Origin of the sequence: Pseudomonas edaphica (assembly GCF_005863185.1) — a bacterium.
Lineage (GTDB): Bacteria > Pseudomonadota > Gammaproteobacteria > Pseudomonadales > Pseudomonadaceae > Aquipseudomonas > Aquipseudomonas edaphica.
Genome location: NZ_VBVZ01000083.1, coordinates 1 through 15119 on the forward strand (window position 1 = coordinate 1; position 15119 = coordinate 15119).

Annotated in this window: 9 protein-coding genes; 2 read left to right on the forward strand and 7 right to left on the reverse strand. The window is 61.1% G+C overall.

What is annotated here, in order from left to right:
* The first annotated feature begins 255 nt into the window (after nucleotides 1-255).
* Together FEM54_RS08040 and pbpC are read left to right on the forward strand one after the other, a co-directional pair.
* Nucleotides 256-6072 (forward strand): MG2 domain-containing protein, encoded by a 5817-nt coding sequence (locus FEM54_RS08040; RefSeq protein ID WP_138450343.1) that lies wholly within the window; start codon nucleotides 256-258, stop codon nucleotides 6070-6072.
* Nucleotides 6053-8362, forward strand: a complete 2310-nt coding sequence (gene pbpC, locus FEM54_RS08045; protein ID WP_138450345.1) for a penicillin-binding protein 1C — start codon at nucleotides 6053-6055, stop codon at nucleotides 8360-8362. The genes FEM54_RS08040 and pbpC overlap by 20 nt, the downstream gene beginning before the upstream one ends.
* Here the strand turns inward: pbpC and FEM54_RS08050 are convergent.
* The 7 genes from FEM54_RS08050 to FEM54_RS08080 form a co-directional block, all read right to left on the reverse strand.
* Complete coding sequence (locus FEM54_RS08050; protein WP_138450347.1) at nucleotides 8359-9348, reverse strand: hypothetical protein; 990 nt, start codon at nucleotides 9346-9348, stop codon at nucleotides 8359-8361. The two genes, pbpC and FEM54_RS08050, sit on opposite strands and share 4 nt — an antisense overlap.
* Before the next feature lie 108 nt (nucleotides 9349-9456).
* A complete protein-coding gene (locus FEM54_RS08055) occupies nucleotides 9457-9822 on the reverse strand; it encodes an avidin-fold protein (protein WP_138450349.1) in 366 nt (121 codons plus the stop codon).
* An 80-nt stretch (nucleotides 9823-9902) separates the two neighbouring features.
* Nucleotides 9903-11735 (reverse strand): glutamine--fructose-6-phosphate transaminase (isomerizing), encoded by a 1833-nt coding sequence (gene glmS / locus FEM54_RS08060; protein ID WP_099550204.1) that lies wholly within the window; start codon nucleotides 11733-11735, stop codon nucleotides 9903-9905.
* Nucleotides 11736-11745: 10 nt separating this feature from the next.
* Entirely contained in the window at nucleotides 11746-12513 is a 768-nt protein-coding gene (locus FEM54_RS08065) for a DeoR/GlpR family DNA-binding transcription regulator (RefSeq protein WP_099550203.1), read from the reverse strand.
* A 241-nt stretch (nucleotides 12514-12754) separates the two neighbouring features.
* On the reverse strand, nucleotides 12755-14122 hold the full coding sequence (gene glmU, locus FEM54_RS08070) for a bifunctional UDP-N-acetylglucosamine diphosphorylase/glucosamine-1-phosphate N-acetyltransferase GlmU (RefSeq protein ID WP_138450351.1): 1368 nt from the start codon (nucleotides 14120-14122) through the stop codon (nucleotides 12755-12757).
* Nucleotides 14123-14245: 123 nt separating this feature from the next.
* A complete protein-coding gene (locus tag FEM54_RS08075; protein WP_017135117.1) occupies nucleotides 14246-14662 on the reverse strand; it encodes a F0F1 ATP synthase subunit epsilon in 417 nt (138 codons plus the stop codon).
* Nucleotides 14663-14706: 44 nt separating this feature from the next.
* Nucleotides 14707-15119: ATP synthase beta subunit C-terminal domain-containing protein (locus FEM54_RS08080; protein ID WP_477749727.1), on the reverse strand; the 413-nt coding region annotated here is incomplete at its 5' end.

Here is a 15119-nt window from a genome sequence, read left to right on the forward strand (position 1 = left end):
CGATAGCGGAGTGTCAGCCAGCGTCACTTTTTGGTGTGCCACCGCCATCGCAGGCAAGCCAGCTCCCACAGGTGCTTTGTGGTGTATTGGAAGACTAAGCTAAGCCCGAAACCTTGCTTCACGGCCAACCTTTCGATCGGTTTTGCGGTACGCCTCACCTTTGTGCAACACGCCTGAGCACGTAGACCACTGCACGTCATCTTTTGTATCAAAGACGCGTGTAAGATAGGCCGCACTTTGCCAGGGATGCTCACCATGTTCGACTCGTTGAAAGCGATCAGCCGCCGGATTATCGGCGCTTTATTGACTGTGGTGAGTGCCATCTTTGGCCAATGGCAGCCGCCAGCCTGGCTGCGAGCCACGGGCCGTGGCGTGGGGAACCTGGGCAGTAAAGCCCGCACCTATCCGCGCCAGGCGGGTGCCGGGGTCTTGGGCCTGGTGCTGCTGGCCGCTGCTGGTTTCTACGGCTGGCACTGGTATTCGAATTTGCCGCAGCCCCACACCGTGGGTTATTCGCTGCATAAGCCGAACCTGACCGATTACACCCAGCAGCCTCCGGTTGTGGATAACTTGCAGGTGCGCTTTGCCGAGTCCGTGGCTCCGTTGGCAGCCATTGGCAAGCCGGTCACTGAAGGCATTACCCTTAAACCCGCTGTAGCCGGTGCCTGGCGTTGGTCTGACGACCGCACGTTATTGTTCGTGCCGGAAAAAGACTGGCCTGTGGATGCTCATTACACGCTCGACCTGGCCAAGAAACAGCTGCTGGCTGACGGCGTGCTGCTCAGCCAATACAGCAGCCAGTTCTCCACCCAACCATTCCGCGCCACCCTGGCGCAAAACGAGCTGTACCAAGACCCGTCCAACCCCACACTGAAACAGCTGGTGGCGACCTTCCACTTTTCCCACCCGGTGGATGAAGACAACCTGCGCAAGCGCGTCTCGGTAACCCTCGGCAAAGGCCTGGCCTACCGCGACGCCCAGCTGCCCAACCGCCCGGAAATCACCTTCGACGACCTCAAGCTCAATGCTTACGTGCGCTCCGCCGCCCTGGCCACGCCACTGGAAAGCACGCCGGTCAGCGCCAAGCTCGATGAAGGCATCAAAGCCCGTGACGGCGGCAATGCCAGCAACGCGCCACTGGTGGCGGAAGTCACCGTGCCCGGCCGATATCGCCTGACGTTTACCGGTGCCGAAGTCAGCTTTGTCGACAACGAGCGCGGCGAACCGGAACCGGTGTTGATGTTCAGCAGCTCCAGCGCCGTGGCCGATGACACCATCGCCGGTAAGGTCCAGGCCTGGCTGCTGCCGGCCAAGGCTGAAGACGACACGCGCCCTTACACCAGCAACGACATCGACGACGCGATGCTGGCGCGCAGCACCAAGGTCAGCCTGACCCACGTGCCCAGCGTCGAGCCGCTGAACACCCTGCATGCGTTCAAGTTCAAGGCTCCGGCCGGCCGCGCGCTGTATGTACGCGTGCCCGCCAACCTGGAAGCCATTGGCGGTTATCTGGCGAAAAACCCTACCGCTTCGCTGATCAGCATGCCGGCGTACCCACGCACCTTGCAGTTCCTGTCGGACGGCGCGCTGCTGAGCCTCAACGGCGAAAAACGCCTGGGTTTCATGGCCCGTGGCGTGCCCGGTGCCCATGTGGAAATCGCCCGCCTGCTGCCCAACCAGTTGCAGCATTTGGTCGACCAAAGCAGCGGCAGCTTCGCCCGGCCGAATTTCGGCAATGAATACTTCGACCGCATGGTTGAGCGTCAGTCGCTGGATATTGCGTTGTCGTCCAATGACCCGGCGAAAACCGTCTACGACAACGTCGACCTCAGCCACTACCTCACTGCCAATGGCGGCCGTCGCGGTATTTTCGTGCTCAAGCTGAGCCCGCAGGATGACCCGGCCGAGCGCACGTTCGAGTACGAACGCAACAGCACCAGCGACCTGCGTTTTATCGTGGTTACCGACCTTGGCATCATCGCCAAGCGCTCCAGCGACGGCAGCCACGATGTGTTTGTGCAGTCCATCGGCAACGGCTCGCCGGTCGCCGATGCACAAGTCGATATCATGGGTCGCAACGGTCTGCCGGTCGCCAGCGGCCGCACTGATGCCGAAGGCCACGCGCATTTCGCCAAGCTGGATGAACTGCGCCGTGAGAAAACGCCGCTGATGTATGTAGTCACGCGCGGCAATGACCAGTCGTTCCTGCCGATTGCCCGTCAGTCCCAGCAGTTGGACTTTTCACGCTTCGATGTAGGCGGTTTGGAAGAAGACGGCGCGATTAATCGCCTCAGCGCGTATATGTTCACCGACCGTGGCCTGTACCGCCCGGGCGAGACCGCGCACCTGGGCATGATCGTGCGCAGCGGCGACTGGAAAGGTGCCTTGCAAGGCCTGCCGGTTGAACTGCAAATCACCGACCCGCGCGGCCTGGAAGTGATTCGCCAGCCGCTCAAACTGTCCACCAGCGGCTTTGAAACCTTTGATTTCCCCAGCAGTGAAGTCGCTCCCGCCGGTGAGTACACCGCGACGTTGCAGCTGATCGGCCAGAAAAACACCCGCACCGACCTCGGCAGTGTCAGCTTCAAGGTCCGCGACTTCGAGCCGGACCGCATGAAGGTCAGCCTGAGCCTGCACGACACGCCGGTGTTGGGCTGGATTCCACCGGACCAGGTGGTGGCCAAAGTCACCGCGATGCACTTGTTCGGCGCGCCGGCAGCCGGCCGACGCGTCACGGCGAAGATGTCCCTGAGCCCGACGCTCGCGGCCTTTGACCGTTACCCCGATTACCGCTTCCGCCTCAACGACGCCCTGGAAGAAGCCAGCACCGAAGACCTGGCTGAAACCACCGTCGACGACAACGGCCAGGCTGTACTCGACCTCAACCTGCAACGCTTTGCCAGCAGCACCTATCGCCTGCAGGTGATGACCCAGGTGTTCGAGGCCGAAGGTGGCCGCAACGTGGCGGCGCAAAGTGCGCTGCTGGTGTCGTCCGCGCCTTATCTGGTCGGTGTGAAAAGTCAGGATTCGCTGTCGTACGTCGCCAAGGACGCCCCGCGTCAGGTGCAATGGCTGGCCGTCGCGCCGGACCTCACGCCGATGGCCGTGGATGGCCTGACCAGTGAAGTGGTCGAACACCGTTACGTGTCGGTACTGGTGAAACAGTCCAACGGCACCTACAAATACGAGTCGCGCATCAAGAACATCAGCCAGCCAGCCTCACCGCTGACGATGACCAAGGACGGCGCCAAGCAGACCCTGAACACCGGCACGCCGGGTGATTTCACCCTGCAGGTCAAAGACGCCAACGGCCGCCTGCTCAACCAGATCGACTACAGCGTGGCCGGGCGCGGCAACACCTCGCGCTCGCTGGAGCGCAACGCCGAGCTGCAACTGCGCCTGGATAAACGCAGCTATGCCACCGGTGATGAGATAGCGATCAGCATCCGCGCGCCTTACACCGGTGCCGGCTTGATCACCATCGAGCGTGACAAGGTTTACACCCAACAGTGGTTCAAGGCCGACAGCACCAACAGCGTGCAACATATCCGCGTGCCTGCCGGGCTTGAAGGCAATGCCTACGTCAACGTGCAGTTTGTGCGCGACATGGGTTCGCCTGAGGTCTATATGAGCCCGCTGTCCTACGGCGTGGTGCCGTTCAGCATCAACCTGGATGCACGGCGCATGGCGCTCAAGGTTGAAGGCCCGGAGAAGATCGAGCCGGGGCAGACCCTGGATATCAAGGTAACTGCCGACCGCCCAGGCCGCGCGGTGGTTTACGCGGTGGACGAAGGCATCCTGCAAGTGGCGCGTTACCAGACGCCCGACCCGTTGGGCTTCTTCTTCCAGAAACGCGCATTGGAGGTTGGCACCAGTCAGATCCTTGACCTGATCCTGCCGGAATTCAGCCGCCTGCTCAGTGGCGCAGCGCCCGGTGGTGACACCGAAGGCGCGCTGGCCAACCACCTCAACCCGTTCAAGCGTAAACACCAGCCGCCCGTGGCCTGGTGGTCCGGGTTGGTTGACCTGCCGGCCGGTGAAACCGTGCTGCATTACCAGGTGCCGGACAGCTTCAACGGCAAGCTGCACCTGTTTGCGGTGGCAGTGGACAGTGACAGCGTGGGCGTCAGCGAGGCCAATACCGAAGTGCGCGGGCCGATTGTGATCACGCCGAACGTGCCGGCCTTTGTGGCGCCGGGGGACGTGTTCAATGTGAGCGCCGGGGTGTTCAGTAACCTCGACGCGGCAGCGGACGTGAAGTTTGAAGTGCAGACCAGCGACGGGCTAAACGTGCAGGGCGACAAAGGCAGTACCCTGTCGCTGCAACCGCGCAAGGAAGGCACTGCCGAGTTCAAGATCAAGGTCGGTGAAACCCTCGGCTCCGCGGACCTGCGTTTTGTCGCGGTACTGCCGAACGGCAAACGTATCCAGGTCGCAGAAACCACGTCGATCCGCCCACTGAGCGAGCATCGCGTGGCCTTGAGCCTGGGCCGGTTCGACAGCGCCAGCAAAGAGCTGAAACCGACGCGTGAGCTGTTCAGCCAATTGCGCGATGTGCAACTGGGTGTGGCTGCCTCGCCGCTGGTATGGGCCAACGGCCTCAAGCATTACCTGGATGACTATGGCTACGCCTGCACCGAGCAATTGGTGTCCAAGGCCATGCCGGCGTTGATCTGGGGCGGTACCGCACCAGAAGCCGAACAAGCCTTCAGCGGCGCGGTGCGCATGCTGCGCCAGCGCCAGAACTCGGCCGGTGGCTTTGGTTTGTGGGCCGCCAACCCGGACGTGGCGCCGTATGCCAGCCTGTACGCCACCGACTTCCTGATCGAAGCCAAGGAACGCGGGCTGCCGGTGCCGGAAGACCTGCTGGCGCGCTCCAACGCCTACCTGACCGACTTGGCCAATGGCCCAAGCGAAGGTCTGTCGGAATTGCGCAACCGTGCCTACGCCAGTTACCTCTTGAGCCGTCAGGGGATTCTGGTGAGCGGCGCCTTGAGCGACATTCGCGAGCGTTACGAGAGCTACTTCAAAGACACCTGGCAGAACGACTTGGGCGCCGCTTACCTGGCGGCCAGTTACAAGCTGCTCAAGCAGGATCGTCAGGCCGATACCCTGTTCCGCAAAATCCCGTGGCGTTCGCTGGTGGATAAGTGGGACAGCGACGGCCTGTATTACGACCCGCTGGTACACGACGCCGAGCACTTGCACCTGCTGGCGCGCCAATTCCCCGAGTTGCTTGACGATGTACCGACGGCGCTGCTGGATAAACTCGGCAAGCGCCTGAACGAACAGCGTTACAACTCGCTGTCGGCCGCCCTGCTGCTGCGCGCCCTGGACAATTATGGCCAGCGCGCCCAGAGCGACATGACCCTCAAGGCGACCGCCTGGCTGGGCGACAAGCAACAGCAATTGCTGGAGATGGCCGGCCAGCCACCGCGCGCCGCCGTGCCGGGTAAAACGCAGAAGCTGGTGATGGAAAAAACCGACGGACCGGCCGCCTTCTACATGCTCAGCGAAGCCGGTTTCGACAAGGGCGCCAAGCTCAAGCCCATCAACAATGGCCTGGAGATCATCCACGAATACCTCGACCTCAAAGGCGAGCCAGTGAGCAAAGTCGCGGTGGGCGACGAGTTCCTGGTGCGCCTGCGCCTGCGCGCCACCGACCGCGACCAAGTGCAGCAAGTGGCCGTGGTCGATCTGCTGCCCGGTGGCGTCGAGCCTGTGTATAACTTGCCGCCGGAGCCGGAAGCGGCCGCCAGCAACGAAGAAAGTGAAAGTGAAGGCGACGATTCCGAGTACGTGGAAACCGCAGACGGTGACGAAGCCGATACCTGGCAGGCGCCGATCGGCGAAACCGAGCTGAGCAACTGGCAGCCGGACTACGTGGACGTGCGCGATGATCGGGTGGTGTTGTACGGCACCGCGCTGCGTGATGTAGGCACTTTCGTGTACCGCGTGCGCGCCACCAACGCAGGGACGTTCAATACGCCACCGGCCTACGCCGAAGGCATGTACGAAACCACCCTGCAAGGGCGCGGCAAAGTAGGCCAGCTTGAAATTACCAAGCCTTAAACGCCTGACGCCGCTGCTTGCAGCGGCGGTACTCTTTACAGGCACGCTGGCGGGGCTGCGATGGTGGCCCCATGCCCCGCTGGAACAGGCCGTCACCTCGTCCCGCGTGGTGTTGGCCGATGACGGCGCGTTGCTGCGCATGACCTTGGCGCAGGACGGGCAATATCGCCTGTGGCTGCCGCTGGAGCGCATGTCGCCGTCACTGGTCGAGGCCTTGCTGCTAAAGGAAGACCGCAATTTCTATTGGCACCCGGGCATCAACCCCCCGGCGTTGCTGCGCGCGGCCATGGCCACCTACAGCGGCGGCCAGCGTCAGGGCGGCTCGACCTTGAGCATGCAGCTGGCGCGGCGGCTGTGGGACCTCAACACCCGCCAAGTGCCGGGCAAATTGCAGCAGATGGCCCTGGCGCTGTGGCTGGAAGCGCGCTACAGCAAGCACGATATCCTTGAGGCTTACCTGAACCTGGCGCCCATGGGTGGCAATATCGAGGGCGCCGAAGCGGCCAGCCGGATTTACTTTGGCAAGTCGGCGGCGCAGTTGTCGTTGTCCGAAGCCTTGGCGCTGGCGGTGATCCCACAGCAACCGGGGCGACGCGCGCGCTTCGGGCCGTCGCTGCAAAATGCGCGGCTGCGCTTGATGGCCGACTGGCGCGAAACTTATCCACAGGACCCGCGTAACGACAGTTTGCTCGACTTGCCTCTGGAGGCGCGCAACCGCCAGCAGATACCGTTTCTGGCACCGCACTTGAGCGAACAGCTGCTGGCGTCGCAACCCGGCAACGAACTCAACTCAACCCTCAACCTGCCTTTGCAGCAACTGCTCGAACGCTTGATCACAGGCTTTATTGCCGAGCGGCGCAGTACCGGTGTGGAAAACGCCACGGCCATCCTTGTGGACAGCCGCGACCAGAGCGTCAAGGCGCTGGTAGGTTCGGCGGATTACTTATCCACAGGCATCCACGGGCAGGTCAACGGCGTGTTGTCGCGGCGCTCGCCGGGGTCGACGCTCAAGCCGTTTCTGTATGGGTTGGCGCTGGATCAGGGGGTTATCCACCCCATGAGCATCCTCAAGGATTTACCCAGTAACTTCGGCTACTTCCAGCCGGAAAATTTCGACGGCAGTTTTGTCGGGCCACTGACGGCGCGGGATGCGTTGATCCGTAGTCGCAATATTCCGGCGGTGTGGCTCGCCAGCCAGGTGCAGTCGCCCTCGCTGTATGGCTTGCTGCAACGCGCCGGTATCAAAGGCTTGCGTGGGGAAAGCCACTACGGTTTGGCCCTGGCCTTGGGCGGCGGCGAGATGACGCCGGAGGAACTGGCGCGCCTGTATGTGATGCTGGCAGGTGACGGGCATCTGCGGCCTTTGCGCTATTTGCAGGAACAACCGCAAACCACCGGCGCGCAACTGCTCACGCCCCAAGCAGCCTTTATGGTGCGCGACATGCTGCGCCGCAACCCACGCCCGGATGGCCTGCCCGGCCGCCACTGGCGCACCGCGTGGAAAACCGGCACCTCATGGGGCTTTCACGATGCCTGGAGCGCGGGCCTGGTGGGGCCGTATGTGCTGGTGGTGTGGGTGGGTAATTTTGATGGGCGGCCGAACCCGACGTTTATCGGCGCCAAAACCGCCGCGCCGCTGTTCTTCCGTATCGCCGACGCCCTGCCGCTGGCCTTGCCCAACGTGGTTATCAAGCCCGACAAGCCGCCCGCCGGGCTGGTGCGCATCGACGTGTGTGCGGCCTCCGGCGAGTTGCCCAACCGCTGGTGCCCGCAAACCCGCAAGACCTGGTACATCCCCGGCGTGTCGCCAATTCGCGTGTCCAACCTGCACCGCCCGGTACTGATCGATACCCGCACCGGCAAGGCCGCGTGCCCGCCGTTCGACCCGCAATACACCCGCGAAGAAGTCTTCGAATTCTGGCCCAGCGACGTGCAGCGCCTGTACCGCGCCGCCGGCCTGCCCCGGCGCACGCCGCCGAACGTGATGAAAAATTGCCAACCCAACCGCATCAGCGACCAAAGCGAAGCGCCGCAAATTCGCTCGCCGCTGACCCAGGTGAGCTACCAGTTGCGCCTGTCCCAGCCGCAGGAAAGCATTCCGCTCAATGCCAACGCGGCCAGTGATGCGACCACGCTGTACTGGTTTGCCGACCAGACCCTGATCGGCCAAGGCCCGCCGCAAACCACCTTGAACTGGCGGCCGGGCAAGTCGGGCGAATACCGGCTGCGGGTCAGCGATGATCAGGGGCGCAGTGCTAGCCGCGGGTTACGAGTAGAGTTTGTACCTTAGGTCAACTCGGTTTTGAAAACGCTCGCCACCAACGCCTGCAAAGCCCGCTGTTGGGTAATAGAAAAGGCCAGTGCGACGATGATCACGCTCAGCCAGATCAAAAAAATCTTGAATGGATCGAACTCGAGCGCCACCAATGCCCACGTCACCAGGCCGCCACCGATCACGCCAACCACTCCCCAGGCGATAAGTATGGGCTGAACCCGCTTGTGGATATCTCGATAAAGAAACACCCGTGCAACGCACATCAGCACGAATACTATGCCCATCCAACCGAAGGCAGCCAACAACGGCAGCGATAAACCTTGGCGCTGATACAACAAAGCCACCCATTCATGGAATGGCCCCAATACAGCCATTTGCTGGAACGTATCGCGGCTGGGCAACTGCCACTGCATCCATTGCGCCGGATCTATAAGCAGTAGCGCCATACTGAACAACACCACCAAGGCACTGCATAACCCCAAGGCGCGCCACGCTGGCACAGCGAGACGATAGTTGTTCACAGTGCGCAGCCGCTCCACACCAAATACCGTATCGGCCTCCTCACCCCGGACGATCACCGTTTTACCGTTACGCTGTATTGCAGTACCGATAACCATGACCTCCAGGCTTTCGCTGAGCAAGATTTCTCCTTGTTGGCGGCCCGGTCCTGCGGTGTAACGATAGTCCCCTAGCTGTGGCACTTGGCCTGAAAACAACTCAATGCCTTCGGCGATGATATCCACAGTGCCGTGGGCATCCTTGAGCGCAAAGTCATTGCATTGTGCGTCAGTAAATACTGTCCGCCATGCATCCCTTTCGCCGCTGTCGCGGTAGCTCTCCTGGATCTGCAGTGAATACCCGGCACAGGGCAAGCCATCCACTGGGGATAAGCGCGACTCTTTGAGCATCACAGTGCCACAGACTTTTACCAGACCAGGTCTCAGCGAGTACGAAAGGCTGAGCGGCAAGCGTTTGTCCGCACGGTAGAAACCTCTGTTCATAGTGATGACACCCCTGTCTGGCTATCCATAAGGCTGCATTCTAGGGATAAGGTGGCCGCTAATGCACATCAATGAGGCAGGGAGCATGGGGGTTCTCGGCGGGCTACCTCATGCAGTCAACTCGGTGTAATTCGACTCGCCGCCACCTGTCGCGCCCGACAACCAGCCCCAAACAAAGCTCAAGGTTGTGCGCCCTGACGCGTCGACACCCACTGTACCTCTCGACCACCCGGCAAGTAGTTGCTCGTCCACTGTCACACAGTGAAAAAGCAGCTCAAAGGTGTTGTGACCTGTCACCTGTCCGACCTGCGCTCCCAAACGAATCCGACCGCCTTGGTAAGTACTCGAAATAACGCCATCTTCGACCAGGTAATGAAATACCGTGCCGACACCGGACAGTCCTTGGGCGTTGTTCGCCACCGCAAATCGGCGATTGTGCAAGCGTGCGTGTACGATTGTAGAGAGGCTTTGCATAAACGGGCGTCCTTGAGTTGGCGGCTCCAGCATGTAAAAAGGGGCTATTGAAATAGCCCCTTCCGATACGCCAGCAGCGCTTACTCCACCGTCACCGACTTCGCCAGGTTACGCGGCTGGTCAACGTCAGTGCCCTTGAGCACAGCAACGTAATACGACAGCAGCTGCAACGGGATGGTGTAGAGGATCGGCGACAGGGTGTCGTGGATGTGCGGCATGTTGATCACGTGGGTGCCTTCGCCATTGGTCATGCCAGCCTTTTCGTCGGCAAACACGATCAACTGACCGCCACGCGCGCGTACTTCCTGCAGGTTGGACTTGAGCTTCTCCAGCAGTTCGTTGTTCGGCGCCACGGTGACCACCGGCATGTCGTCATCCACCAGGGCCAAGGGGCCGTGTTTGAGCTCGCCGGCCGGGTAGGCTTCGGCGTGGATGTACGAGATTTCCTTGAGCTTGAGTGAGCCTTCCATCGCTACCGGGTATTGCGCGCCACGGCCGAGGAACAGGGTGTGGTTTTTGTCGGCGAACAGTTCGGCGACTTTTTCCACGGTGCTGTCCATGGCCAGGGCTTCGCCCAGACGGGCCGGCAGGCGGCGCAGTTCTTCAACCAATGTGGCTTCGACGCCTTCGGCGAGGGTGCCGCGCACCTGGCCCAGGGACAGGGTCAGCAGCAACAGGCCAACGAGTTGGGTGGTAAAGGCTTTGGTGGACGCCACGCCGATTTCGCGACCAGCCTGGGTCAACAGGGTCAGGTCGGACTCGCGCACCAGCGAGCTGATGCTGACGTTGCAGATTGCCAGGCTGCCAAGGAAGCCGAGTTCTTTGGCATTACGCAGCGCGGCCAGGGTGTCAGCCGTTTCGCCGGACTGGGAGATGGTCACGAACAGGGTGTCGGGCTGCACCACCACCTTGCGGTAGCGGAACTCGCTGGCGACTTCGACCTGGCACGGGATGCCGGCCAGTTCTTCGAGCCAGTAACGGGCAACCATACCGGCGTGGTAGCTGGTGCCGCAGGCGACGATCTGCACATTGCGCACTTTGGCGAACAGCTCGGCGGCTTGTGGGCCGAAGGCGTTGACCAGCACTTGGTTCTGGCTCAGGCGGCCTTCCAGGGTGCGTTGCACCACAGACGGTTGCTCGTGGATTTCCTTGAGCATGAAGTGGCGGAATTCGCCTTTATCAGCGGCCTCGGCACCGTCGCGGTATTGCACGGCTTCGCGCTCGACCGGCACGCCGTTGACGTCCCAGATCTGCACACTTTCACGGCGAATATCGGCGATATCACCTTCTTCCAGGTACATGAAGCGGTCAGTCACTTGGCGCAGGGCCAGTTGGTCGGAGGCAAGGAAGTTTTCGCCCAGGCCCAGGCCAATCACCAACGGGCTGCCACTGCGCGCAGCCACCACGCGGTCGGGTTGGCTGGCGCAGACCACGGCCAGGCCGTAGGCGCCGTGCAGTTCCTTGACCGTAGCCTTGAGCGCGACGGTCAGGTCGCCGAGGTCCTTGAGCTTGTGGTTGAGCAGATGGGCGATGACTTCGGTGTCGGTGTCCGAGGTGAACTCATAGCCCAGGCCCTTGAGCTGTTCGCGCAGCACTTCGTGGTTTTCGATGATGCCGTTGTGCACCACGGCCAGGTCGCCGGAGAAATGCGGGTGAGCGTTACGTTCGCACGGTGCACCGTGGGTGGCCCAACGGGTGTGGGCGATGCCAAGACGACCCACCAGCGGCTCGCCGAGCAAAGCTTGTTCCAGCTCGCTGACTTTGCCTGGGCGGCGCATGCGCTCGAGCTTGCCGGCGTTGGTAAATACGGCTACACCGGCGCTGTCATAGCCGCGGTATTCCAGACGTTTGAGGCCTTCAAGCAGGATGGCGGTGACGTTGCGTTCAGCGACTGCGCCTACAATTCCACACATGGTGTATCTCCTAGATGATTGCCGCGCATATCAGCGTAATGCCGCGGGCTTGGATCTGGTCGCGGGCCTCAAGCGGCAGGCGATCATCGGTAATAAGGGTATGGACGCTGCTCCAGGGCAGCTCCAGGTTGGGGATCTTGCGGCCGATCTTGTCGGATTCGACCATCACCACCACTTCACGGGCGACGTCGGCCATTACACGGCTCAGGCCCAGCAGTTCGTTGAAGGTGGTGGTGCCACGTTCCAGATCGATGCCGTCGGCGCCGATAAACAACTGATCAAAATCATAGGAACGCAGCACTTGTTCGGCGACCTGGCCCTGGAATGAATCCGAATGCGGGTCCCAGGTGCCGCCGGTCATCAATAACACCGGCTCATGTTCCAGCTCGCTCAGCGCGCGGGCCACGTGCAGGGAGTTGGTCATCACCACCAGGCCCGGCTGGTGGCCGAGCTCCGGGATCATGGCGGCGGTGGTGCTGCCGCTGTCGATGATGATGCGCGCGTGTTCACGCAAGCGCATGACGGCCGCCCGGGCGATGGCGCGCTTGTAGGCCGAGATGGGCTGGGCAGCGTCGCCGACCAGTTCCTGGGGCATGGTGATCGCGCCACCGTAGCGGCGCAGCAGCAGGCCATTGCTTTCGAGGGCGGCGAGGTCCTTGCGGATGGTCACTTCCGAAGTTTCGAAACGTTTGGCCAATTCGTCCACGCTGACTTCGCCCTGTTCATTGAGCAGGGTCAGAATGTTGTGGCGTCGTTGGGGTGTATTTCGTTTCGACATGGTAGTGATAAGTTTCGTTTCGAAAGATAACGAAGGCAATCAAAACCTATTGGCGAAAGATCGTCAAGCGGCAAGCTGTAATTTTTACGCTGATTTTTGCTAACACCACTCAACCAATGTGGGAGCTGCCTTGCCTGCGATGGCGGAGTGTCAGGCAACATTCATCGTGAATGCCAGACCGCTATCGCAGGCAAGCCAGCTCCCACAGGAGATAGCATTAGCTGGTGAGGTTGTGGATAACTCAGGTCTTTTTGATTTTGACCGGGCGTTTCCAGCCGTCGATGTTGCGCTGGCGGGCGCGGGCAACAGCCAGTTGGGACTTATCCACATCCTGGTTGATGGTCGAACCTGCCGCAGTGTTTGAACCATCCCCAATGGTGACCGGCGCAATCAGCGAGTTGTTGGAGCCGATAAATACATCCTCACCAATGGTGGTCTGGTACTTGTTGGCGCCATCGTAATTGCAGGTGATCGCACCGGCGCCGATGTTGCTGCGCGCGCCGATCACCGCATCGCCGAGGTAGGCCAAATGACCGGCCTTGGCGTCGTCGCCCATTTTCGCGTTCTTGAGTTCGACGAAGTTGCCGACGTGCGCACGGGCACCCAGCACACTGCCCGGACGAAGGCGCGCAAACGGACCGGCATCACTGCCCTCGCCCATCACTGCACCGTCAAGATGGCTGTTGGCCTTGACCACCACACCTTTGCGCAAGGTGCTGTCCTTGATCACGCAGTTCGGGCCAATTACCACGTCGTCTTCAATGATCACGCGGCCTTCAAGGATCACGTTGATGTCGATCAGCACATCACGGCCAACCGTGACCTCACCCCGCACATCGAAGCGCGCCGGATCACGCAGGGTTACGCCCTGGGCCATAAGGCGGCGACCTTCACGCAATTGGTAGTGGCGCTCAAGCTCGGCAAGCTGCTTGCGGTCGTTGGCGCCCTGCACTTCCATCGGGTCATGGGGCTGCTCGGTGGCGACCAGCAGGCCGTCACTGACGGCCATTTCGATGACGTCAGTGAGGTAGTACTCGCCCTGGACGTTGTTGTTGGACAAGCGGCTCATCCAGTCCGCCAGCATGTTGGCCGGCACGGCGAGAATGCCGGTGTTGCCTTCGGTAATCGCACGCTGGGCTTCGCTGGCGTCTTTGTGTTCGACGATGGCAGCGACCTTGCCGCTGGCATCGCGCACGATACGGCCGTAGCCGGTTGGGTCATCCAGCTCAACGGTGAGCAGGCCCATCTGGCCAGGTACTACTTGCTTGAGCAGGCGTTGCAGGGTTTCGACTTCGATCAGCGGTACGTCGCCGTAGAGGATCAGTACGGTGTCGGCGCTGATGAACGGTACGGCCTGCGCAGTCGCGTGGCCGGTGCCCAGTTGTTTGTCCTGCAACACGAAATTCAAATCATCCGCCGCCAGGCGTTCACGCACCACGTCGGCACCATGGCCAATCACCACGTGAATACGCTGGGGGTCCAGCTGCCGGGCGCTGTTGATAACATGACCAAGCATGGAATTGCCCGCGACCGGGTGCAGCACCTTGGGCAGGGCTGAACGCATGCGGGTGCCCTGGCCTGCGGCGAGAATGACGATTTCAAGAGACATGAATGGCTACCAATCCTGGGCGGTCCGACTTCAGACCTGAGAAGTGTTTTGCTGAAAAAGAAAAAGGGTAGCCGAGGCTACCCTTTTTAATCAATCGCGCTTGAAGCATTGCGGCTGGGCCGCTTACTTCTTGCGGATCTGCTGGAGCGTGCGCAGCTGGGCTGCAGCCTCGGCCAGACGTACAGCAGCAGCGCTGTAGTCGAAGTCCGCACCCTTTTCGTTCAGGGCCTTCTCGGCAGCCTTGACGGCTTCCTGAGCGGAGGCTTCATCCAGGTCACCAGCACGTTGCACGGTGTCGGCAAGTACCTTGACCATGTTCGGCTGAACCTCGAGGAAACCGCCGGAGATGTAAAACACCTCACGTTCCCCGCCTTGCTTGGTCAGAGTGATCGGACCTGGCTTCAAGCTGGTGATCAACGGTGCGTGACCCATGGCGATACCAAGATCACCCAGATCGCCGTGTGCAATCACCATTTCTACCAGACCGGAGAAGATTTCCCCTTCCGCGCTGACGATATCGCAATGGACTGTCATAGCCATCTGATTGCCTCAACCTGATGAGCGCCCGTTTCCGGGCGCCGAGATTACAGTTTCTTGGCTTTCTCGATCGCTTCTTCGATGCCGCCGACCATGTAGAACGCTTGTTCTGGCAGGTGGTCGTAGTCACCGTTGAGGATGCCTTTGAAGCCAGCAATGGTGTCTTTCAGGGAAACGTATTTACCCGAAGCACCGGTGAAGACTTCAGCCACGAAGAACGGCTGCGACAAGAAACGCTGGATCTTACGAGCACGGTTTACCAACTGCTTGTCGGCTTCCGACAGCTCGTCCATACCCAGGATCGCAATGATGTCCTTCAGTTCTTTGTAACGCTGCAGCACGTACTGAACGCCGCGAGCGGTGTCGTAGTGCTCCTGGCCGATCACGTTCGGGTCCAGCTGGCGCGAAGTCGAGTCGAGTGGATCGACCGCTGGGTAGATACCCAGGGAAGCGATGTCAC